Origin of the sequence: Bacillus cereus group sp. Sample62 (genome assembly GCF_036851315.1) — a bacterium.
Classification (GTDB): domain Bacteria; phylum Bacillota; class Bacilli; order Bacillales; family Bacillaceae_G; genus Bacillus_A; species Bacillus_A wiedmannii.
In genome coordinates this window covers 155,001-176,810 of sequence record NZ_JAFLPK010000001.1, presented here as the reverse complement: position 1 = coordinate 176,810, position 21,810 = coordinate 155,001, and the positions used below count along the sequence as shown (strand labels likewise).

The window sequence follows — 21,810 nt, the reverse complement described above, 5'->3', positions numbered from 1 at the left end:
CCCTTTCCAAAAATAATATCACCTCTTTTCCTACGAAATCTATATAATTTTTAATCTTTATTCGCTATATAGCGACATGTTTAATGAAGGTTTTAAATATGATGTAAATAACAACAACTCATTTCAGGAGGTCATTATGAAGGCGATCATTTGCACACAGTATGGACCACCTAACGTTCTTCAGCTTCAAAATATAGAGAAACCTACACCCAAAAAGAACGAAGTATTAATTAAAATTCACGCAACAAGTGTATCGACTGGAGATTGTAGAATACGCGGCTTTAATAGCCCCCTCTTATTTTGGATTCCTATGCGGATCATATTAGGTTTCAGAAAACCGAGAAAATCTGTACTCGGCGTAGAGTTGTCCGGTGAAATCGAAGAAGTAGGAACAGATGTAACTCAATTTAAAAAAGGTGATCCAATTTTTGCATTAACAGAACTAAATCTCGGTGGTTATGCCGAGTACACATGCTTACATGAAAGTGGATTAATAACATTAAAACCTACCAATGTGACGTATGAAGAAGCGGCAGTTATTCCTTTTGGTGGAACTTCAGCATTGCATTTCCTGAGAAAGGGCCGTATAAAAAAAGGGCAACAAGTGCTCATATATGGGGCCTCCGGATCAGTAGGAACAGCTGCTGTACAACTTGCTAAATATTTCGGTGCGACCGTTACGGCTGTTTGTAGTAATTCAAATTTTGAACTCGTTCAATCTTTAGGAGCTGATACAGTAATTGATTATACGAAAGAAGATTTTACTAAGCGGCACGAGCGCTACGATATTATATTTGATGCAGTTGGGAAGTATAAAAAATCCCTTTGCACAAATACATTAACACCCAATGGAAAATATGTATCTGTTAATGGAATGATGGCAAAGGTAAGTAAAGAGGATATGATTCTACTAAAAGAACTAACTGAAACCGAACATTTAAAACCTGTTATTGATAGAACTTACCGATTAGAAGAAATTGCTGAAGCCCATATGTATGTGGAAAAGGGACATAAGAAAGGTAATGTTTCGATTACCTTAAAATAAAATATATTCAGAAAATAACATTGACAATTCTTTTTGTAAGATTTACTATTAGTACCATATTAAAAAACTACATACACAAACTCTTATCAAGAGTGGCGGAGGGACTGGCCCGATGATGCCCGGCAACCGAGCTTATAACTTATAAGCTAAGGTGCTAATTCCTGCAAAACGAGTTTTCGTTTTGGAAGATAAGAGAGGAACCTATTTTGTCTATTCGGCACCTCTCTTATTTTTGAGAGGTGCTTTTTATTTTGGAACGCATATGAAGGGGGAATTATAGATGAAAAAAGTATTATTGAGCATTGTAAGTGGAGCGGTATTATTGCTAGGTGCATGTGGTGCTAATTCTGATAAAGAGGTAAAAGCATTAGATGAGAAAAAGATTACTGTCGGTGTAACTGGCGGACCGCATGAACAAATTTTTGAAAAGGTAAAAGAAGTGGCAGCAAAAGACGGACTCGAAATCGATGTAAAAGTATTTAATGATTATGTAGCACCAAACGTATCCTTAGATGAAAAAAGCCTCGATGTAAATAGCTATCAAACGAAATCATATTTAGACGTATTTAAAGCTGAGCGCAATATGAAATTAACGGAAGTATTTTCAACAGTAACATTCCCTATGGGCGTATATTCTAAAAGCTTAAAGGATGTAAAAGACTTAAAAGAGGGCGACGCAATCGCTGTCCCAAATGATCCAACGAATGAACTTCGAGCTTTAAAGCTATTTGAAAAAGCAGGAGTTTTAAAAGTAGATCCAAAGGCGACAGAAAAAGCGACTGCGAAAGATGTCATTGAAAATCCGAAAAATTTAAAGATTGTTGAATTAGAGGCATCTCAATTACCGACCCAACTAAGTGAAGTGAAAGCAGCTGCAATTAATACAAACTTTGCATTAGGTGCAAAATTAAGCCCTGCGAAAGATTCTATTTTCCGTGAAGGAAAAGATTCACCATATGTGAACTGGGTCGTTGTTCGTACTGAAAATAAAGATGATGCTGTTGTAAATAAATTAAAGAAAGCTTATCAATCTAAAGAAGTAAAAGAATTTATCGAGAAAAAATTTGATGGTTCTGTTTTACCGTCTTGGTAGGAGCTGACGATAATGATTGAATTAAAAAATGTATCCAAAGTATTTACAACAAAAAAAGGGAATGTAGAAGCTCTTAAGTCTACTTCCCTTCAAGTAAAAAAGGGCGAAGTATTTGGAATCATTGGATATAGTGGCGCTGGTAAAAGTACATTAATTCGATGTGTAAATTTATTAGAAAAACCAACGACAGGAAATATCATTGTAAACGGCCAAGACTTAACAACTTTATCAGCAAAAGAACTAGCAAAATCGAGACAAAAAATCGGGATGATTTTTCAAGGATTCAACTTACTTAAAACCGTGACAGTTTATGAAAATATCGCATTACCGTTACGTCTATCTGGTCTTCCCAAAAATGAAATTGAAAAAAGGGTAGAAAAGTATTTACGTATTGTCGATCTTTTTAATCGAAAAGATGCCTATCCGAGTGAACTTTCTGGTGGCCAGAAGCAGCGTGTTGCCATTGCACGTGCACTATCACATGAACCGGAAGTATTATTAAGCGACGAAGCAACGAGTGCTTTAGACCCAGAAACAACAGATTCTATTCTTGACCTATTACTAAAGATTAATGAAGAAATCGGGATTACAATTTTATTAATTACACATGAAATGAATGTCATCCAGCGTATATGTGACCAAGTTGCTGTTATGGAACATGGAGCAGTAGTTGAAAGCGGGACTGTGAAGGATATCTTCACAAACCCACAACATGTAACAACGAAGAAATTCGTAAATAGTGCATTTGCAGCTAAAATTCCAGAAGAGGTGCAAAAAGAACTACAAAGAACCGGAGAAATTGTAACACTTTCATTTATAGGAACCTCTTCTGGCGAACCAGCGTTAGCTATCGCTACAAAACGTTTTCAAGTGTATCCAAATATTTTATCCGGGAATATTACGCAGTTAAAACATGAAGCATACGGGAAACTGATCATTCATATGCAGGGTGAGAAAAATGAAGTAGGCCGCGCTTTATCATTCTTACAAGAGCAAGGGATCATCGTAGAAGGAGGTAGAACAGATTATGGGAAACAAGTCCTTTTTGGATGAATGGGGTAAAGTCATATGGGAAGCAACCATTCAAACATTTCAAATGACATCTATTTCACTATTCATCTCTATCCTTATTGCATTACCACTTGGCGTTACACTTGTTTTAACGAGACCTGGTGGACAGCACGAAAATAAAATCATTTATCCAATTCTTAATACAATTATTAATATCATTCGCTCTCTTCCATTTATCATTCTACTATTCTTTATTTTACCTTTTACAAAGTTTCTAATGGGAACATCCATTGGTGTGCAAGGTGTCATCGTACCACTTGTCGTATTCACAGCTCCTTATATTGCACGATTAATGGAGACAGCTTTATTAGAAGTAGATCGTGGTGTTATTGAAGCTTACCAAGCAATGGGCGTTTCTACTATAAAAATCATTTGGCACGTTATGGTGAAAGAAGCTCGTCCCTCCCTTGTACTTGGCTTAACAATTGCAACGATTGGTTTAATCGGTGCAACAGCAATGGCTGGACTTGTAGGTGCTGGCGGTCTTGGTGATTTAGCATATCGATTCGGACATTTACGCTACGAACCTGAAGTAATGTATGCAACAGTCTTTATTTTAATTATCCTCGTTCAAGGACTACAGTCTTTAGGAAATGGTGTTGCACGAAGATTGAAGAAAGATTAAAAAAGAAGGTATCTCACCAGGGTGAGATACCTTCTTTTTATCTTTTAAATCCACCTTCAGAATGAATGACTTGTCCAGTAATCCATTCTGCTTCTTCACTTACTAAAAATGTAATGAGTCTTGCTGCATCCCTTGGCTCACCAATTCTACCAAAAGGAAACATCGGCTTTAATCCTTGCTTTATCTCTTCAGTCATCCATCCTGTACTAGTTGGACCTGGGTTAATTGCATTCACTGTTATTCCTAAATGAGCTACCTCAGCTGACAACGTACTAGTAAGAGCATCAATAGCTCCCTTCGTTGTTGCATACGCTAGTTCTCCTGCCATAGGTCCTTTAAATTGTCCCGATGTCATATTCACAATTCTACCACCAGATTTCTTATCAAACCCTTGGGCAAATTGACTACTTAACAACGTAGTCGCACGAACATTTACCATGTAGTGCTTATCTAATTCTTCAGCAGTCAAATTAGAGAAGTCATTATTTGTGGAATATGCTGCATTATTAATTAATATATGAGGGTAGCCTAGTTGTTCAGTAACTTTATTTATAAGCTCTTTCGGTGCATCATTCTGAGTTAAATCTAACTCCATACTCGATACTTTAACACCGCTTTTTAGTAACTCTTCTTTTAATTGTATTTGTTCACTTTGATTAACGCCCCAAGGCATCTCTTTATCGTACGCTGTCCAATACGAAAAAAATATATCGTATCCTGCTTCAGCTAATTCTTTACAAATTGCTGCGCCTATACCATCTAGACGACTTACACCTGTAACAACTGCTATTTTATTTTTTAATTGATTCATCATATACTCCTCCAATTTTAAAGGGCGCATATTTTATATAAGAGATATGAATTTCCCTATGCATTATCCTTACAAAAGGGATGTACAAGCCAAATATGCAGTCCTTGAATGATTTACAGATAACTAAATAAACCCTCACTTATGAGAGAAAAATTTATCTATCTAGTTTCTAATCATTACAAGCTCATCCACATATTGAGTCCTTGTCCCCTTTCCATATATCTCTATTTCTATCATACCAATATGATGTAATATTTCAAATGATAAAAAATAAAGCTCAATATTCTATGCCGACCTTCTATTAATTTTAGTATATTACAATAATTAAATAATTAAAATAGTCAGAAAAACACTGGTAAATACTGGCTTTGTTTTTTATAATAAAATGTGGGGCTAATGTGAGAGTTGTAAACGGTCTGATTATACAGGCTCAACTAGTTTTAAACAAATAGGGGGAAGAAACATGTCAAAAAAATTACTTTCTTTATTTTCTACAGTAATCGTAGCAGCGTTTGTAATAACTGGCTGTGGTCAAAGCGATACGACAAATAAAGAACAAAAAGAAAATACAACAAAAGAAAGCAAAACAGAACAAACGGATACAACGAAAGAAAATAAACCTGAAGAGAAAAAATCCGAAGATAAAAAAAATGAAGAGAAAAAGCCTGAAAATACAGCTACTAGCTCAAGCGATTACTCTAAGCTGATTTCCTATATGGAAAAAGAAACAGGTGGTAAAACAAAAGTCCTTTTTGAAAATAAGGAACCACAAGTGTATAAAGCTGAAGATGTTTCAGTATCAATGAATGGTTACACATTAGTTGAATTAAATGGATTCCATACAAACTTCGACATTCCGTTTAATCGTCAAACAGAGGGCGGAGTTATTCTTGTGAACTACAGCGTAAAAAATAGTTCAGCTAAAGATATTTATTATATGCCAGCATTGGACATGTCATTTACTGGTGCGCAGAAAGCGTATAGTAACTATAAAGATTTAATTCCAAAAGAAGATCAGCTACCAACTAAGCTTGCTCCAACGAATGATTACTTAGTAAAAGCAGGGGAAACTATTTCTGGTTATATCGCTTATCCATTCGGAAAAGACGATTTAGCGAAAATTTCAAGTCTCTCAACAGTCTCAGTCACAGTCCCAACTGCACAAGCGAATAAAGGAAAATTTGATGCTCCAATCGGAAGCCCTGGAAGCTTTTCATTAAGTTTAAACAAACAAGGTGCTGAAAAGGTTGCAACAAATAACACTTTCTACCAAGATAAAGCTACAGCTAATAACATGGGCGATAAAAAAATGTTAAAAGAGAAATCAAGTATTAATAACAGCCAAGAATTAGGCGCTGTTAACGTTACATTAGATGGATATCAATTTACTCAATTCACACCAAATTCCGTCGAAGCTCCACGCTTTGCAAATTTTAAAAACGGTCTCGTTCTATTAACAGTAAAATTCAAGCTTGATAACAAAGATACTCAAGACGTTTCACTGTCTCCTATAAGCTCTACATTGAGAGTGAATGATGGTACACAATATACGATTAATGAAGGTATGCTACTAAATTACGACTATAACGCTGCAGTTAAAACTGGAACATCTGGAGAGTTACTACAAGTATATATTTTAGATCAAGAGCAGTATGAAAAGATTTGGAAAGACAAAAGCTTTGAGATTGAGTTAGGACCTATGAGAAATAAAGAAGCAAAAGATATTTCACAAGGTAAAAAAGCTAAATTTACATTACCAAAATAAATTACTAAGTATATATTAGAAAAGGCATATAACATATGATTGTTATATGCCTTTTCTATTTGTATAAAGAACAAAACTTTAATTTAAGTGTATACATTTATCATTACCTATCCGTTGTATAAGTGTAGGGAGGAAAAGTGATGGGAAGAGAAAATATATTGACCTCCTACCTTATCAATCTAGGGGAGGAAGTGTTCAAACTACTACTAGCGAAAGGGGCTATAAAAGAAGATGCAGAAGACATCATCCAAAATACCTTCTATAAAGTATACACATTACTAGATAATCTAACCGAGAGTAACATACGTCCATGGTTTTTCAGAGTCGCATTAAACGAATACATTGACTTGAAGAGGAAAAAAGAGCAACAAAACATCTATTTAACTGAAGAGATTTATTCAAAATTACAATATACAGACCAAGAATTAGACGCTGTTTTAAATAAAGATGAGATTTTCTATCTATTAAAAGATATAAAACTAGAATATAAAGAAGCCTTCTTTTTAAAGTACTACTACAACTTTTCATATGAGGAAATCGCCCTAATACTAGATATTCAAGTAAACAGCGTCAAACAAAAGTTACATTGTGCACGTAAAGCAATTCACTCAAAAATAGGGGGAAAACCTTAATGGATACTTCTTTAAAAGATGCATTAAAAAAAGCGAAAAGGAAACAGTTACTTAAAATCATCATTACTTCTATTATCGTTGTAATCATGCTTATCCCTATAATTTATAAAGTTGGCAATTACTTTGCAGCCAAAAGCTCTACGAAGCTTCACGAACGACTCTTTTTACATAACGACATTGCAGAACCGAATGTACAAATTGATTCTCAAGTAACGAGTAATTCATCCATGTTTGGCGGCAATATTATATCAAATCGTTCTAAAAACATTAATGGTTACGTAGTCCCGTGGAATACATTAACAAGCTCCTATGGTTGGATCCGCATCAATATCGATTCCAATGAATTAACGCCTGGTTTTTATTGGTCCAATAAAGAGTTCTATGAGTACGATAAACAAACAAAGAAAAAATTTGCAACATTTTATAATCCCGCTATTAAGGAATATTTTGATGGTGTCCAAAATGAATTAGGGGAAGTTTCACAAATGAACAACTATGTTGCCGAAGTTGCTATCTCTTTCAATCAGCCCTACACACTACAAGAAATTAAAGAAAAAATTCCAGACAACTTAAACATTGTATGGTTATATATGATCTCACCAATTGGAGATGAAAGCAAAGGACCCGCTGGTATGCCAATTTACGGATTTAATCCAGACAAGTCCCCTGAAGAAGCGTACAAAGGGTTCGTTGATTCACTTAAGCAATACGATGACGACGGACATGACGAAACTATCCAGCAGTTTTTAAAATCAAACAAGGACAAACCATTCGATCAAGTGAAAATCTTAGGGGTTATGCTAACAGGAAAAACGGAAAACTTTAAGAAATTAGAAAACCAAGACTTTATTCGCGGTGCTTCTGTAGGGGTTACTGCACAAGTTGTTCCTTATATAAAACCAGAGAAATAATAAAGAAAAGAAAAGATAAACTAATAGTAGCTAGTTAAAAGAACGTACATGAATCTGTTTACTATGGGAGCAACCTATTTTAGTGGAGAGCTCCCTTCATGTATTATTCACCCTCCAAACAATACATTTCCAAATACTTTATGTACAAATGAAAAATCACAATTTTTGTTCACACTTTATCCATTGTGAATATATTCACAATGGATATATAATAAACATGTAAATACAATACATTGGAGGGATTTCAATGGTTATCAATTTTTTAAGAACTGATAAACGCGCTACTTTCTTATTATTATTTTTACGACTTTACATAGGATATGCATGGCTCGCTGCCGGAATAGGCAAAGTTTTCGGGCAATCTTTTGATGCAAGTGGTTTTCTAAAGGGCGCTATCGCTCAAGCGTCAGGTCACCACCCTGCCGTACAAAGTTGGTGGGCAGATTTCCTTCAACACTTTGTTCTTCCAAACGCAGACCTATTTAGCTTTTTAGTTCAATGGGGAGAAATTTTAGTAGGTCTAGGTTTAATTTTAGGCGGATTAACAAAAACTGCTGCATTCTTTGGAATTATAATGAATCTTTCATTTTTACTAAGTGGAACTGTTAGTGTAAATCCAAATCTGCTTATTTTAACTATGTTCATTTTAGTTGCAGGTCATAACGCTGGGCGTATTGGATTAGATGGCTATGTTTTCCCTAAACTTTTCCGTAAAAACAATCATGAAACATATAAATTAAGTAAAACTGCGTAGTAACAATTTACTTTTAAAATATAAGTAAGAAAAAGAGCCTACGTATAGGCTCTTTTTCTTACTTACTCCAAATTTAAACTCTTAACGAACCGCGAAATCCTCTAGCAGCATAATAGGAATCTGCTCCATTGTGGTACACAAAAACGTGTCCGAAGCGATAATCGCAAAATAGAGCACCACCGAGTTCTCGAATATCTGAAGGCGTTTGTACCCAACTTGATGATTTCATGTCGAAATCCCCAAGTTGTTGCAACTCTCGATATTGTTCTTCCGTTAATAATTCAATACCCATAGCAGTTGCCACATCAATAACGTTATTTTCTGGTTTATGTTTTTTTCTTGCCTCTAACGCTTCAAGATCATAACAAAAACTTCTGCGACCTTTAGGACTCTCCTTTGAACAATCATAGAAAGTATACTCGTCCTTCTCTTCATCATAACCAACAACATCCGGCTCACCGCCAGTTACTTCCATTTCATGAATTGACCATAATTTTTCATTATTAGTAGCTAGCTTTGCTTCAACTTTAGCCCATTCAAGACCTTCATGGCGGTTCATGTTTTTCTCAAAACGTGCTTGTAATACTTTTAATAGTTCTTCACGTTGTTCTACAGATAATGCATTTGTATTCTCTGTCATATTAGTCCTCCGAATTACGTTTACTTATAATCATTTAAATCTTTTCAATGATAGTTTGCATACAGTTTACAACAAATTATATAATTTGTTGCATCTCTTTTTCAACAATCTAACCCGATTGCACAACGAAAAATCCCTGTGCAGATTCCATTATATAGTACGAAAATCTTTCATACTTTCTCCAAGAATATAGTGTGAAAACCACATCAAATTTTGTTTCATAATAGCCACACCTATTCCTGGCCGATCAGGACTATATGCCATGCCTGTAAATATAATTAATTCTGCATCAACTTCCATATCTCTTAATCCTTCATATAACTCATATGCATTTGTAGTTGGAATTCTTACATCCTTTTCCCCATGTTGAATTAACGTAGGCGTACAGGCTGATTTAATATATGTCATTGGTGATGTTTTCTTATATATCTCTGGATCATTCCATGGAGAATTTCCTAAATACATTCTAATAAAGTAAGGGATATCTGTATTTACATAATGGGTACCCCAGTTCGTGATTCCGCCCCCAACTGAGATAGCTTTAAATCTATCACTAAATGTAGAACAGAAAGCAGATATATATCCTCCGTTACTCCATCCCATAACTCCTACTCTATCTTTATCTACAATCCCTTTTTCAACTAGTGCATCTACTCCAGATATAACATCATCGTAGTCAGCAAGTCCTTGTTTTCTATAGTTTGCTTTTAAAAATTCATTACCATAACCAGAACTCCCTCTATAGTTTGGCTCTAAAACGATAAAGCCTTTTTCGATAAACTGTTCAATCGGATATTTCTCATTAAAGCAGTCTGAAAATATCGGAAAGGATGCCCAAGATGGACCACCATGGATTACTACTAATAAAGGATATTTTTTATTTGCCTCAAACTCTACTGGGGTTGATAAAACTCCTTCTATTTCCAGTCCATCACTACTTTTCCATGAGATGATTTCCCTATTACTTTTAAGCTTGCCTTCGAAAAAGCTATTTTCATTCGTTATTTTTTTATCATCCAAATAGATTTCAAATGTTTCATTTGTTATAGCCTTAGTATATGTTATATGATTTCCATCCCTTGTTATAGAGGCATCCATTATAAACCCATCTACTGTTTCGCTTAACATTTCCACAGTGCCATCCTCACATAACAAACCAATACGGTAATTCGTTTTATCCTGCCATCTAATCAAAATCCCTTTAGCCGTCCACTGTAATGGCATAACCGTACTATCAAAATTTGCTAAAGGTTGAATTACTTCTCCCGTATTCATATCATATATCTCTACTGTACTATCTTGTATATGGTTTCTATAGTAATCCTTCTCTCTTATGCTTGCTGCGTAACATATTTTGCTACCCTCAGGAGAAAAGCAAATGCTCCCGCCTAACAACTTATCTATATTCATCTTTTGTAGTTCTCCGGCTTCAACATCTAATATATATAGATCACCATTCATATAATCGTTTAGGCTTGGTGTAGCCATACATACAATCTTTTTCCCATCATTTGAAATATCAAAGTTATGTATATAAAAATCCTTACCGTCCGTTAGTTGATAAACATCGCTAACCTTCCGTTTCTGTTTATCATTTTGTTTCACTTTTTCTATTTCACTGTAGTATAAACAATTATTCTGATGTTCCTTACCTACATGATGGAAATCTCCATATAGTTCCTTACGTTTCTTTATCTCCTCACATTCTTTTGACTGTGCAATATAATAAAAACCTTTACCAGTAGGCTCCCATTTGAATGTATTAACTCCTTCCTTCTCATTCGTAATTTGAACCTCACTACCACCGGCTATGGACTTAACAAAGATCTGATTTGTATTATCCCCGTCACCACCTGGGCTAAGATATGCAATAGTCTTAAAATCTGGAGACCATACTGGATGTGTACTATCTATATCCCCATTTGTTAGTGGGTAACTCTGCTCTTTATCTGTTTCATATATCCATACATGATTTCTATACGTATTGTCTTCCCAGTTAGCGCTCTTCTTAACAAATGCTACGTTTTTGCCATCATCACTTATGTTTGTACTTGATACGGCCGGTAATGAAATAATCTCTTCTATACTTAAATATGTTTTTGCTTTCACTTTCATATAATAAGCCCCCTTGTAATGTCCATGAATCTATCGGCTCTTCTCTTCATAATAAAAAATTGTTCACGCATACTTAAAATGATAGTTGAAAATTCAGATAAATAAAAGTATTTTTATTCCAAATCCGATAAAGTAAAACTTTCATTAGTAGGGTGCTATCCACTTAGCAATTTTAGATGTTCTTTTTCGGCACAAAAATACCCCTTTAGATAACATATCTAAAGGGGTACAAATTCGTAAATTTATTTCAAATCCACAACTATATTTATTAACCTACTAATCTCCTACTCAACAGTAACAGACTTAGCTAAGTTACGTGGCTTATCAACGTCACATTCGCGGTGAAGTGCCGCGTAGTATGAGATAAGTTGGAATGGAATAACTGCTACTAGCGGTGCTAGTGCTTCGTGTACAGCTGGTAATACGAAGCTGTCACCTTCCATTTCTAAGCCTTTCATTGAGATGATACATGGGTTAGCTCCGCGTGCTACTACTTCTTTCACGTTACCACGAATTCCAAGGTTTACGTGCTCTTGTGTAGCAAGTGCGATAACTGGTGTACCATTTTCGATTAAGGCGATTGTACCGTGTTTTAATTCTCCTCCAGCAAATCCTTCTGCTTGGATGTAAGAGATTTCTTTTAGCTTTAACGCACCTTCTAATCCTACGTAGAAGTCTACGCTACGTCCGATGAAGAAACAGTTACGAGTTGTTGCTAAAAATTGTTTTGCTAATGCATCCATTTCTTCTTTTTGATCACAAAGTTCTATCATTGCATTTGCTACAAGTCCTAATTCGTGTGTTAAATCGAAATCAAGAACTTCGCCTTTCGCTTTAGCAATGTCCGCAGCTAAAATTGAAAGTACTGCAAGTTGTGCTGTGTACGCTTTCGTTGATGCAACTGCGATTTCTGGTCCCGCGTATAACGGAAGTGTGTAATCAGCTTCACGAGAAAGCGTAGAACCAGGTACGTTTGTAATCGTTAATGCTTTATGACCCATTTCATTTGTTTGCACAAGTACTGCACGGCTATCAGCTGTTTCACCACTTTGTGAAATGTAAATGAAGAATGGTCTTTCTGTTAATAATGGCATGTTATAAGAGAATTCACTTGCTACATGCACTTCAACTGGCATTTTTGCAAACTTCTCGATAAATTGTTTTCCAACAAGACCTGCATGATAACTCGTTCCACATGCAATGATGTAAACACGATCGCTATCTAAAATCGCATTACGGATGTCTTGATCTAATTCAATCTCGCCATTTTCATCTTGATACTTTTGAATTATATTACGGATTACAAGTGGTTGCTCATCGATTTCTTTAAGCATGAAATGAGGGTATGTTCCTTTTTCAATATCACTTGCGTCTAATTCCGCTGTAAACGGTGCACGTTCAATCGTTTCACCTTGTAAGTTTTTAATTGTAATACTTTCTTTCGTTACGATTACGATTTCTTTATCCATTAACTCAATAAATTGATCTGTAACTTGTAACATCGCCATAGCGTCGCTCGCCACAACATTAAAGTTGTCACCAACACCTACTAATAGCGGGCTTTTGTTTTTAGCAACATAAATCATGTTTGGATTTTCAGCATCAAGTAATCCGATCGCATAAGAGCCATGTAAAAGGGATAGCGTATTACGGAACGCTTCTTCTACACTTAGTCCTGTGCTCACTTGTTGTTCCATAAGCTGTACGATAATCTCTGTATCAGTTTCACTTACGAACGTTACATCTTGTAAATATTCTTTTTTCACTAATTCATAGTTTTCAATTACACCGTTATGAACTAGTGTAAAGCGTTTTGATGTACTTTGATGCGGATGCGCGTTTACTTTGCTTGGAACACCATGTGTAGCCCAGCGTGTGTGACCGATCCCCACGCTTGCTGCTACGTTCTCATCTACGATTTCGCGAAGTTTTGCAATACGACCTTTTTCTTTGTATACAACAACACCGTTCCCTGTTTGTACTGCAATACCTGCTGAATCATATCCACGATATTCTAGCTTTTCTAAACCTTTTAATAAAATTTCCTTTGCATCTTGCTCTCCAATAAATCCTACGATTCCACACATGTTTAGTCGCCGTTACAAATGCTTACATTGCTCTGCGAACATGTAACGACATAGTCCGATACCATTTTTATTTATACTAAAAAACGGATTACATATTGCTAGCCCTGTAAGCTTGTAACGGCTTTCACCTTCCTCTCGATTGGGTTTAAGTCCGTATATACTTATACAGCTAGTTTTCATCCGTTCCTTTTCTCTCATCACACTTTCACCTTTGTCCACTAAGTCACCTTAATGATTTAAGTAAAAGCTTGCGGTTGTGATGAACAACCGGGAGTCATCCGCCGAAATCTCGATAAACTCCACCTCGTCAACTACACTACTTGTAGTTCTGGCGCTTCTATAATTTACAATATTTCCTTTGAGAAAAAGAACAAGACCATCTTATAACAAACATGGATAAACCGTCAATGAAATTTTTTTCATCGTCTATAAAACATATGAAAAAGGAGCACTTTTTGTGCTCCTTTTCAATAAATTTATCGAATTATTCAGCGCCAACTTCAGCTTTCACAACTTCTACAATGCGATGTACATATGTGTCACAAACTTCTTGTGTCGGTGCTTCTGCCATTACACGAATAAGTGGCTCTGTTCCAGATGGACGAACAAGAATGCGGCCATCACCGTTCATTTCTTCCTCTACAACACGAATAATTTCTTTAATTTTTTCATTTTCTAATGCTAGTTTTTTATCTGTTACACGAACGTTTACTAGTAATTGTGGGAATTTTGTCATCTCACCTGCAAGCTCAGATAATGGTTTTTTCGTCATTTTCATGATGTTTACCAGTTGAAGCGCACTTAACATTCCATCACCAGTTGTAATGTAATCAAGTAAGATAATATGACCCGATTGTTCTCCACCTAAGTTGTAACCACCACGTTTCATTTCTTCCATTACGTAACGGTCACCAACTGCTGTTTTATCACTTGTGATATTGTTAGCTTCAAGTGCTTTGTAGAAACCTAAGTTACTCATAACAGTTGAAACGACTGTATTATGCTTTAATTGACCAGTTTCTTTCATGTACTTCGCACAAATAAACATAATTTGATCGCCATCAACGATGTTTCCTTTTTCATCTACAGCGATTAAACGGTCACCATCACCATCAAAGGCAAGACCGATATCAGCGCCTTTGTCTTTTACTAATTTAGCTAATACTTCTGGATGCGTAGAACCTACTCCATCGTTAATGTTCATGCCGTTTGGTGAAGTTCCCATCGTTGAAATATCAGCCTCTAAATCCGCGAATAAGTATGGAGCTAAAGAAGACGTAGCACCATGCGCGCAATCTAAAGCGATATGTAAACCAGAGAAGTCTTCCTCTACAGTTTGTTTAATATATTGTAAATATTTTTGTCCGCCTTCAAAATAATCACTCACTTGTCCAAGGTTCGTACCTGTTGGACGTGGTAACTCATCAACTTCTTTGTCTAATAAAGCTTCGATTTCTGCTTCTTGCTCATCTGTTAATTTAAAACCGTCTGAACCGAAGAATTTGATTCCGTTATCCTGTACTGGATTATGAGATGCAGAAATCATAACACCTGCTTGTGCATCTAACGCTTTTGTTAAATAAGCAACACCCGGTGTAGAAATAACACCAAGGCGCATTACTTCTGCTCCAGTTGATAATAGACCTGCTACTAAAGCTCCTTCTAACATATGTCCTGATATACGTGTATCACGGCCGATAATTACTTTTGGACGATCTGTATCTTTTGTTAATACATAACCACCAAAACGTCCAATTTTGAACGCTAATTCAGGTGTTAACTCCTGGTTCGCAACCCCACGTACTCCATCTGTACCAAAATATTTACCCATTATGATTCGCTCCTTTTTCTGGCTCTTTTTGATTATCTACTGTTGGCTCTTGACTAGTTTCTTTTTCTTTATCTTTATCTTTTTCTTTATCTTTATTTTGTTCCTGTTCCGTGTCAGGCTTAGGTTCAGGTTCAGGTTCAGGATTTTTTGGTTTTTCAGTTTGATTATCTTGGTTATTATTTGAATCTGGTTTTTCACCGTTACCCTGTACTTCTTTATCTGGATTTTCTTTCTTCACAATTGTGACTTTAGCACTTTTTTGCTTTGGCTCTATTGAAATATTACCAGGACCGCTCACTTGAATAGAAACATCCTTCGTCCCCGGAGATACATTTTGCAGATTAATGGCTGCTGTTATTTGAGCAGCTGTTATTTTATCTACTATACTTGTTTCTCCTGAAATATCAACGCTTATCTTCCCATCTTGCGGCGAAAGTAACTGGGCCGTAACATCTTTAGAAAGTCCATTTTTTTGAATTGATATACCATCAATCGTTCTTGTTTTCGTTTGTTTTGTTTTTTGCACTCCTACCGAAACCTTCACTTGATTCGGTTTTGCACTTGTTACACCCTTTGGCAATAAAACAGAGGTATCGAATGTTGTAGACTCTGTCAATTGACTAAGATCTACTTCGACCCCCTCTATCGATTGTATATTATCCAAAATCTCTTTTGGACCTGCTATCGTTACTTCTCTCGGCTCAATACTAATATTTGTAACGGCCAATCCTTCTGGTAAACTCCCCTTTTTCGTATACGTTACAGGAACAGTTTTTTCAGTATTATTGGCCGTAGCTTGCGTCGCCACATTCAATGTTACACTAATTTTAGATGGGCTCGTTCTTACATTTAAACGTTTTCCTTCTTTATTGTATAATGTAACTTCGGCTGTTTTTGTAACAGTTTTATTAACACCTTTTAAATCAATATACGCCTTAGCAGATGAAATACTTTCAATTTCTTCTTTCGTCCCAACTACCTCAACAGTATCAGGTTTAATGTTTGATTTTTCGAGAGTAGAACCCGCTGGCATTTGATCCTCATTTGATAATTTTAAGTCTACATGAACGTATTTTCTCGCTTTTTCATGTAGAGTAATTTTAATTGTTGATGGCTGAACTGTTCCTTTCACATCATCTGGAAGCCCGTTCGTTTTCAAAGAAACTTCATAAGTTCCTTTTTCGCTATCTCTCAAATCAACTGGTATATCAAATTGTTTTTTTGCTTTTGCTGTAGCAACTGCTGCTTTTGGGCCCTCTAACTTCACCTTAACACCCTCTGACGGAATACCACTTACAATATATTTCTCTTCATCATACTTAAGGTTAATGGCAAAATTAGTTAAGGTTTCTTTCGCATCATTTGCGAAAGGTATTATCCCCGATGTCGTATTTTTTTCAGTTAAAGTCGCTGACATAAAAAGCATACACGCCAATAGTAATGAGATCCCTTTTAGAAACCAATGATTCTCCATTAACTTATCCATGACGCTTTCTCCTCCAATTCCATAAAGACGAAGAAGTCGTTTTTTCGCTCGCACTAAATTCAGCTAACAACATATCTTTCAATTGTTCTGTCTTCAAATCACGATGCAACTTACCATTTTTCGTTAAAGAAATTTGGCCAGTTTCTTCCGACACAACTACTGTAATACTATCAGTAACTTCACTAACTCCCATTGCAGCGCGATGCCTAGTTCCTAGTTCCTTAGAGATAAACGGACTTTCCGATAACGGAAGATAACACGCTGCTGCTTTAATGGTACTTCCTTGCATAATGACCGCTCCATCGTGAAGAGGTGTATTAGGAATGAAAATATTAATAAGTAATTCCGATGATACGTGTGCATTTAGCGGAATACCCGTTTCCACATAATCACCCATACCGGTCTCTTTTGACAGAGTAATTAATGCACCAATTCTACGTTTCCCCATATATTCCGTTGCTTTCGCTATCGCTGTTGCAACGATTTCAGGTTCATCATCCTCATGAGTTCCAACACGCGAAAATAAACTCCCGCGTCCTAGCTGCTCAAGTGCTCTTCGCAATTCTGGCTGGAAAATAATAATAACGGCTAAAAATCCCCACGTTAATACTTGCTCAGTTAGCCAATAAAGCGTATGCAATTCAAGGAAAATACTGATCATCCGAACGACAATAATAACTGTAATCCCTTTTAAAAGTTGAACAGCTTTCGTCCCTCGGATTATGAGAATTAGCTTATATATAATAAACCATACAACGGCAATATCTAATACCGTACTAAGATATTTCAAAATGGTCGTATCTTCAAAAGGCATGCTAACCCTTCCTCCTACTTACGAGCAATTCTATCCATATATTGAAATATTGTTTTATGCTCTATCTGTATGTATTTCCAACAACTAGTTAATTATACCATACATGAAACAAACGACAATTACAAACAACCCCCCTTTAGTCTAAATTGGTAAGATGTCAAACATTATTATCGTACAGTATAATATAAATCATTATTATACGCTTATTTTCAAATAAAAAAAGCAACTTCTCAGTTGCTTTTCTTACATTTATTTTAGTTTTTCACCGAATAAAGAACCCATTAAAGCAACTGCCGTTGTTGCCGTTCTGTTTCTCTCATCTAAAATTGTATTTACTTCAACAAACTCAGCAGATGTAACAATATCAGCCTCCGCTAGCATTTCCATCGCTAAGTGGCTTTCACGATAAGATAGGCCACCAATTACAGGCGTTCCAACTCCTGGTGCATCATGAGGATCAAGACCATCTAAATCTAATGATAAATGTACACCATCAGTATGAGATAAATAAGCGATTGTTTCTTCCATAACAGCCGTCATACCCATACGATCAATCTCGTGCATCGAGAATACTTTAATACCTTCCTCGCGAATAAAGTCTTTTTCTCCTTCATCTAATGCACGTGCACCGATAATTACAACATTCTCTTTTTTCACCTTTGGATATGCCCCGTATAAATCTACAAGCGTTTGATGTCCATACCCTAAACTTGCTGCAAGTGACATACCATGAATATTTCCAGATGGTGAAGTTTCTTCTGTATTTAAGTCACCATGTGCATCATACCAAATAACACCTAAATTTTTATAATGTTTCGCAACACCAGCTAATGTACCAATTGCGATACTATGGTCACCACCTAATACAAGTGGAAAACGTCCCTCTTCTATAATATGATCCACCTTACTTGCTAATTCGTTACATACAGTTGCAACTTGTGTAAGGTTTCTTAAGTTTGTATTTACATCTACTTCTTTTTCTCTCTCTATACATATATCTCCTATATCTTTAACGTCATATCCAATTTCTTCAATTCTTTCAATTACGCCTGCATAACGGATTGCACTCGGCCCCATATCTACCCCGCGACGCATCTGTCCTAAATCCATTGGAACTCCAATAACTGAGATTTCTTTTTTCATAGATAGTATCCCCCTTTTATGCCTTCACTAAATATTTTAAATCTTTTATATAGTCTGACTCAACTCGACATTTTTCTGTATGGATATACAAATTATTCACTTATATTCGCTTTAAAAACTAAATTTCAAGACTATTCTATGTATAAAGTTAACTTAATGAAACAACTACCATCATTATTATTAAATAATAATAAAAAAACACCCCTACATTTAGAAGTGTTTTTCTGATGCTATTTTCCATACTGCGGCAATATTCTTTGCTGTCATTTCGATATTCTCTTCCGCTACTTTATATGCCTCTTCTAATGTCATAGGACTCGCTGTAATACTAAATACTGCATCGATTCCTTTTTCATGAACAGCTAAATAATTCGGGGATACAGATCCTCCAATAGCAATGACAGGAATACGAAAATGCTTTGCACGCTCCGCAACACCTACAGGGGCCTTTCCATATGCTGTTTGTTCATCTATTCTCCCTTCGCCAGTTATAATTAAATCTGCACCTTCTATATGCTTATCAAAATTTGTATAGTCTAATACAATTTCAATTCCTCTCCGCAAACTTCCCTTTAACACTGCAATAACAGCTGCTCCCATTCCTCCTGCGGCTCCTGCGCCAGGTGTTTCAGATACGTCGCAAGATAAGTATTGTTTAAGGATATTCGCATAATGCTTTAAATTCTCATCCAACTCTTTCACCATCTCTGTATCCGCACCCTTTTGCCTCCCAAATACGAAAGATGCTCCCCTTATTCCAACTAACGGATTATCTACATCACATGCTGCTTCTATCTTTATATGCGTTAAGCGTGAATCCATTCGCGAAAAGTCAATAGCAACAATCGAATGTAACGTTCCTCCAGATGGATCTATTACTTCCCCTTTTCCATTTATAAACCTGACCCCTAAAGCTGACAACATACCTGCTCCACCATCATTTGTAGCACTTCCTCCAAGTCCTAAAATAATGTGCTCAGCTCCTTCGTCTAGCGCATGTAGTATAAGTTCTCCTGTTCCTTTAGTCGTTGTAATAAGTGGATTTCGCTTTTTAACCGGAACATGTTGTAATCCTGATGCTGCTGCCATTTCAATAAACGCTGTCTTTTTATCTTTAGACATACCGTAAAAGGCTTGTATACGTTCTCTAAACGGTCCTGTCACATGAAGGGATATCATTCTTCCATCTGTAGCATCCACAAGTGAATCAACCGTTCCTTCACCTCCATCTCCAATTGGTATTTTTACATACTCTGCTTTAGGAAAAATTGCTCCAAATCCTCTTTCAATAGCTTCACATACTTTTATAGCTTTTAAGCTTTCTTTATATGAATCAGATGCAATAACAACTTTCACAATTATCCCCATCCTTTATTTTCGCGTTTCCTCCATTTTAAATGACAAATATGAAAGTTGTCTTTTTAAACACAAAAAAAGCTTACATCATATGATGTAAGCTTTTCTATTAGATGGAGCCTAGCGGGATCGAACCGCTGACCTCCTGCGTGCAAGGCAGGCGCTCTCCCAGCTGAGCTAAGGCCCCTTAGTAATGAAGCGGAAGACGGGATTCGAACCCGCGACCCCAACCTTGGCAAGGTTGTATTCTACCACTGAACTACTTCCGCGAAAATGGTGAGCCATGAAGGATTCGAACCTTCGACCCTCTGATTAAAAGTCAGATGCTCTACCAACTGAGCTAATGGCTCGTAAATGGCTGGGCTAGCTGGATTCGAACCAGCGCATGACGGAGTCAAAGTCCGTTGCCTTACCGCTTGGCTATAGCCCATTAATATTTACTAGTATGGTTATCTTTTCAAAAAAATAAACCCTCTCAGGTTATTTTAAAGAAAATGGTGGAGGGGGGCAGATTCGAACTGCCGAACCCGAAGGAGCGGATTTACAGTCCGCCGCGTTTAGCCACTTCGCTACCCCTCCGACATTTAAGATATATATGGTGGAGGATGACGGGATCGAACCGCCGACCCCCTGCTTGTAAGGCAGGTGCTCTCCCAGCTGAGCTAATCCTCCAAAAGTGGTGACCCGTACGGGATTCGAACCCGTGTTACCGCCGTGAAAGGGCGGTGTCTTAACCACTTGACCAACGGGCCAAAAATTTAAAAACTTTTTCCAAGCTTCCAACCGGGCTTGAACCGGTGACCTCTTCCTTACCATGGAAGTACTCTACCAGCTGAGCTATGGAAGCATAATGGCTCCGCAGGTAGGAATCGAACCTACGACCGATCGGTTAACAGCCGATAGCTCTACCGCTGAGCTACTGCGGAATAATATAAGCCTGGCAACGTCCTACTCTCACAGGGACAAGGTCCCAACTACCATCGGCGCTAGAGAGCTTAACTTCCGTGTTCGGTATGGGAACGGGTGTGACCTCTCTGCCATCATTACCAGACTTTTATCATTATACACATTCTTTTCAGAATGTCAAAAGGAATTTTAATATATATTCCTTCAAAACTAGATAACATTGCTACATATTATATGGTTAAGTCCTCGATCTATTAGTATTCGTCAGCTCCACATGTCACCATGCTTCCACCTCGAACCTATCAACCTGATCATCTTTCAGGGATCTTACTAGCTTACGCTATGGGAAATCTCATCTTGAGGGGGGCTTCATGCTTAGATGCTTTCAGCACTTATCCCTTCCGCACATAGCTACCCAGCTATGCCCTTGGCAGAACAACTGGTACACCAGCGGTGCGTCCATCCCGGTCCTCTCGTACTAAGGACAGCTCCTCTCAAATTTCCTACGCCCACGACGGATAGGGACCGAACTGTCTCACGACGTTCTGAACCCAGCTCGCGTACCGCTTTAATGGGCGAACAGCCCAACCCTTGGGACCGACTACAGCCCCAGGATGCGATGAGCCGACATCGAGGTGCCAAACCTCCCCGTCGATGTGGACTCTTGGGGGAGATAAGCCTGTTATCCCCGGGGTAGCTTTTATCCGTTGAGCGATGGCCCTTCC

18 protein-coding genes, 9 tRNA genes, 2 rRNA genes and 1 riboswitch (1 of these 30 cut by a window edge) are annotated in these 21,810 nt (G+C 37.0%); of the genes, 8 read left to right on the top strand and 21 right to left on the bottom strand.

Features of this window, described 5'->3' with window-relative positions; all coding sequences use genetic code 11:
- Window positions 1–136: 136 nt before the first annotated feature.
- From J0835_RS01025 to J0835_RS01010, 4 genes are all read left to right on the top strand, one after another.
- Window positions 137–1,045, top strand: a complete 909-nt coding sequence (locus J0835_RS01025) for an NAD(P)-dependent alcohol dehydrogenase (protein ID WP_087979143.1) — start codon at window positions 137–139, stop codon at window positions 1,043–1,045.
- 80 nt (window positions 1,046–1,125) lie between these two features.
- Window positions 1,126–1,240: riboswitch (SAM riboswitch) on the top strand.
- A gap of 85 nt (window positions 1,241–1,325) precedes the next feature.
- A complete protein-coding gene (locus J0835_RS01020; protein ID WP_061677900.1) occupies window positions 1,326–2,138 on the top strand; it encodes a MetQ/NlpA family ABC transporter substrate-binding protein in 813 nt (270 codons plus the stop codon).
- 12 nt (window positions 2,139–2,150) lie between these two features.
- Window positions 2,151–3,191 (top strand): methionine ABC transporter ATP-binding protein, encoded by a 1,041-nt coding sequence (locus tag J0835_RS01015; RefSeq protein ID WP_087979142.1) that lies wholly within the window; start codon window positions 2,151–2,153, stop codon window positions 3,189–3,191.
- Window positions 3,166–3,834, top strand: a complete 669-nt coding sequence (locus J0835_RS01010; protein ID WP_000527137.1) for a methionine ABC transporter permease — start codon at window positions 3,166–3,168, stop codon at window positions 3,832–3,834. The genes J0835_RS01015 and J0835_RS01010 overlap by 26 nt, the downstream gene beginning before the upstream one ends.
- 37 nt (window positions 3,835–3,871) lie before the next feature.
- On the opposite strand, the gene J0835_RS01005 is transcribed toward J0835_RS01010, so the two are convergent.
- A complete protein-coding gene (locus J0835_RS01005; protein WP_140386635.1) occupies window positions 3,872–4,648 on the bottom strand; it encodes an SDR family oxidoreductase in 777 nt (258 codons plus the stop codon).
- A gap of 460 nt (window positions 4,649–5,108) precedes the next feature.
- Here J0835_RS01005 and J0835_RS01000 point away from each other — a divergent pair, with 460 nt between their 5' ends.
- From J0835_RS01000 to J0835_RS00985, 4 genes are all read left to right on the top strand, one after another.
- A complete protein-coding gene (locus tag J0835_RS01000) occupies window positions 5,109–6,410 on the top strand; it encodes a DUF5068 domain-containing protein (RefSeq protein ID WP_087979140.1) in 1,302 nt (433 codons plus the stop codon).
- 140 nt (window positions 6,411–6,550) lie between these two features.
- On the top strand, window positions 6,551–7,042 hold the full coding sequence (locus tag J0835_RS00995; protein ID WP_087979139.1) for an RNA polymerase sigma factor: 492 nt from the start codon (window positions 6,551–6,553) through the stop codon (window positions 7,040–7,042).
- Window positions 7,042–7,953, top strand: a complete 912-nt coding sequence (locus tag J0835_RS00990) for a sigma factor regulator N-terminal domain-containing protein (RefSeq protein WP_087979138.1) — start codon at window positions 7,042–7,044, stop codon at window positions 7,951–7,953. The genes J0835_RS00995 and J0835_RS00990 overlap by 1 nt, the downstream gene beginning before the upstream one ends.
- A gap of 247 nt (window positions 7,954–8,200) precedes the next feature.
- Window positions 8,201–8,707, top strand: a complete 507-nt coding sequence (locus J0835_RS00985) for a DoxX family membrane protein (protein ID WP_087979137.1) — start codon at window positions 8,201–8,203, stop codon at window positions 8,705–8,707.
- Between the two features lie 73 nt (window positions 8,708–8,780).
- On the opposite strand, the gene J0835_RS00980 is transcribed toward J0835_RS00985, so the two are convergent.
- From J0835_RS00980 to J0835_RS00885, 20 genes are all read right to left on the bottom strand, one after another.
- The gene (locus J0835_RS00980; RefSeq protein WP_087979136.1) at window positions 8,781–9,347 is read right to left on the bottom strand and encodes a DUF4256 domain-containing protein; all 567 of its coding nucleotides are present in this window, start codon (window positions 9,345–9,347) and stop codon (window positions 8,781–8,783) included.
- Window positions 9,348–9,497: 150 nt separating this feature from the next.
- Complete coding sequence (locus J0835_RS00975; RefSeq protein WP_087979135.1) at window positions 9,498–11,462, bottom strand: S9 family peptidase; 1,965 nt, start codon at window positions 11,460–11,462, stop codon at window positions 9,498–9,500.
- 284 nt (window positions 11,463–11,746) lie between these two features.
- Window positions 11,747–13,549 (bottom strand): glutamine--fructose-6-phosphate transaminase (isomerizing), encoded by a 1,803-nt coding sequence (gene glmS, locus J0835_RS00970; RefSeq protein WP_087979134.1) that lies wholly within the window; start codon window positions 13,547–13,549, stop codon window positions 11,747–11,749.
- 12 nt (window positions 13,550–13,561) lie between these two features.
- Window positions 13,562–13,747: a hypothetical protein gene (locus tag J0835_RS00965; RefSeq protein ID WP_033659100.1), complete on the bottom strand. Its 186-nt coding sequence runs from the start codon at window positions 13,745–13,747 to the stop codon at window positions 13,562–13,564.
- 286 nt (window positions 13,748–14,033) lie between these two features.
- On the bottom strand, window positions 14,034–15,380 hold the full coding sequence (gene glmM / locus J0835_RS00960) for a phosphoglucosamine mutase (RefSeq protein WP_087979133.1): 1,347 nt from the start codon (window positions 15,378–15,380) through the stop codon (window positions 14,034–14,036).
- Window positions 15,373–16,866 (bottom strand): CdaR family protein, encoded by a 1,494-nt coding sequence (locus J0835_RS00955; protein WP_087979132.1) that lies wholly within the window; start codon window positions 16,864–16,866, stop codon window positions 15,373–15,375. The genes glmM and J0835_RS00955 overlap by 8 nt, the downstream gene beginning before the upstream one ends.
- Window positions 16,859–17,680: a diadenylate cyclase CdaA gene (gene cdaA, locus J0835_RS00950; RefSeq protein ID WP_001115707.1), complete on the bottom strand. Its 822-nt coding sequence runs from the start codon at window positions 17,678–17,680 to the stop codon at window positions 16,859–16,861. The genes J0835_RS00955 and cdaA overlap by 8 nt, the downstream gene beginning before the upstream one ends.
- Window positions 17,681–17,929: 249 nt before the next feature.
- Entirely contained in the window at window positions 17,930–18,823 is an 894-nt protein-coding gene (gene rocF / locus J0835_RS00945) for an arginase (protein ID WP_087979131.1), read from the bottom strand.
- Between the two features lie 210 nt (window positions 18,824–19,033).
- Window positions 19,034–20,179, bottom strand: a complete 1,146-nt coding sequence (locus J0835_RS00940) for a glycerate kinase (RefSeq protein ID WP_140386634.1) — start codon at window positions 20,177–20,179, stop codon at window positions 19,034–19,036.
- 114 nt (window positions 20,180–20,293) lie between these two features.
- Window positions 20,294–20,366, bottom strand: a tRNA-Ala gene (locus J0835_RS00935).
- A 10-nt stretch (window positions 20,367–20,376) separates the two neighbouring features.
- A tRNA-Gly gene (locus J0835_RS00930) sits at window positions 20,377–20,448 on the bottom strand.
- 5 nt (window positions 20,449–20,453) lie between these two features.
- Window positions 20,454–20,529: transfer RNA gene (locus tag J0835_RS00925), tRNA-Lys, on the bottom strand.
- Window positions 20,530–20,534: 5 nt separating this feature from the next.
- Window positions 20,535–20,609 (bottom strand) — tRNA-Gln (locus tag J0835_RS00920).
- A gap of 65 nt (window positions 20,610–20,674) precedes the next feature.
- A tRNA-Tyr gene (locus J0835_RS00915) sits at window positions 20,675–20,758 on the bottom strand.
- A gap of 17 nt (window positions 20,759–20,775) precedes the next feature.
- Window positions 20,776–20,851: transfer RNA gene (locus J0835_RS00910), tRNA-Val, on the bottom strand.
- A gap of 5 nt (window positions 20,852–20,856) precedes the next feature.
- Window positions 20,857–20,931 (bottom strand) — tRNA-Glu (locus J0835_RS00905).
- Between the two features lie 22 nt (window positions 20,932–20,953).
- A tRNA-Thr gene (locus J0835_RS00900) sits at window positions 20,954–21,026 on the bottom strand.
- Between the two features lie 4 nt (window positions 21,027–21,030).
- A tRNA-Asn gene (locus tag J0835_RS00895) sits at window positions 21,031–21,105 on the bottom strand.
- 9 nt (window positions 21,106–21,114) lie between these two features.
- Window positions 21,115–21,230 (bottom strand): 5S ribosomal RNA (rrf, locus tag J0835_RS00890).
- A gap of 89 nt (window positions 21,231–21,319) precedes the next feature.
- Window positions 21,320–21,810, bottom strand: a 23S ribosomal RNA gene (locus J0835_RS00885) (it continues 2,431 nt past the right edge of the window).

What these genes read in the sequence shown, in the direction of transcription:
- J0835_RS01025 (WP_087979143.1), top strand. Translation starts at nt 137, where the DNA reads ATGAAGGCGATCATTTGCACACAGTATGGACCACCTAACGTTCTTCAG.
- J0835_RS01020 (WP_061677900.1), top strand. Translation starts at nt 1,326, where the DNA reads ATGAAAAAAGTATTATTGAGCATTGTAAGTGGAGCGGTATTATTGCTA.
- J0835_RS01015 (WP_087979142.1), top strand. Translation starts at nt 2,151, where the DNA reads ATGATTGAATTAAAAAATGTATCCAAAGTATTTACAACAAAAAAAGGG.
- J0835_RS01010 (WP_000527137.1), top strand. Translation starts at nt 3,166, where the DNA reads ATGGGAAACAAGTCCTTTTTGGATGAATGGGGTAAAGTCATATGGGAA.
- J0835_RS01005 (WP_140386635.1), bottom strand. Translation starts at nt 4,648, where the DNA reads ATGATGAATCAATTAAAAAATAAAATAGCAGTTGTTACAGGTGTAAGT.
- J0835_RS01000 (WP_087979140.1), top strand. Translation starts at nt 5,109, where the DNA reads ATGTCAAAAAAATTACTTTCTTTATTTTCTACAGTAATCGTAGCAGCG.
- J0835_RS00995 (WP_087979139.1), top strand. Translation starts at nt 6,551, where the DNA reads ATGGGAAGAGAAAATATATTGACCTCCTACCTTATCAATCTAGGGGAG.
- J0835_RS00990 (WP_087979138.1), top strand. Translation starts at nt 7,042, where the DNA reads ATGGATACTTCTTTAAAAGATGCATTAAAAAAAGCGAAAAGGAAACAG.
- J0835_RS00985 (WP_087979137.1), top strand. Translation starts at nt 8,201, where the DNA reads ATGGTTATCAATTTTTTAAGAACTGATAAACGCGCTACTTTCTTATTA.
- J0835_RS00980 (WP_087979136.1), bottom strand. Translation starts at nt 9,347, where the DNA reads ATGACAGAGAATACAAATGCATTATCTGTAGAACAACGTGAAGAACTA.
- J0835_RS00975 (WP_087979135.1), bottom strand. Translation starts at nt 11,462, where the DNA reads ATGAAAGTGAAAGCAAAAACATATTTAAGTATAGAAGAGATTATTTCA.
- glmS (WP_087979134.1), bottom strand. Translation starts at nt 13,549, where the DNA reads ATGTGTGGAATCGTAGGATTTATTGGAGAGCAAGATGCAAAGGAAATT.
- J0835_RS00965 (WP_033659100.1), bottom strand. Translation starts at nt 13,747, where the DNA reads ATGAGAGAAAAGGAACGGATGAAAACTAGCTGTATAAGTATATACGGA.
- glmM (WP_087979133.1), bottom strand. Translation starts at nt 15,380, where the DNA reads ATGGGTAAATATTTTGGTACAGATGGAGTACGTGGGGTTGCGAACCAG.
- J0835_RS00955 (WP_087979132.1), bottom strand. Translation starts at nt 16,866, where the DNA reads ATGGATAAGTTAATGGAGAATCATTGGTTTCTAAAAGGGATCTCATTA.
- cdaA (WP_001115707.1), bottom strand. Translation starts at nt 17,680, where the DNA reads ATGCCTTTTGAAGATACGACCATTTTGAAATATCTTAGTACGGTATTA.
- rocF (WP_087979131.1), bottom strand. Translation starts at nt 18,823, where the DNA reads ATGAAAAAAGAAATCTCAGTTATTGGAGTTCCAATGGATTTAGGACAG.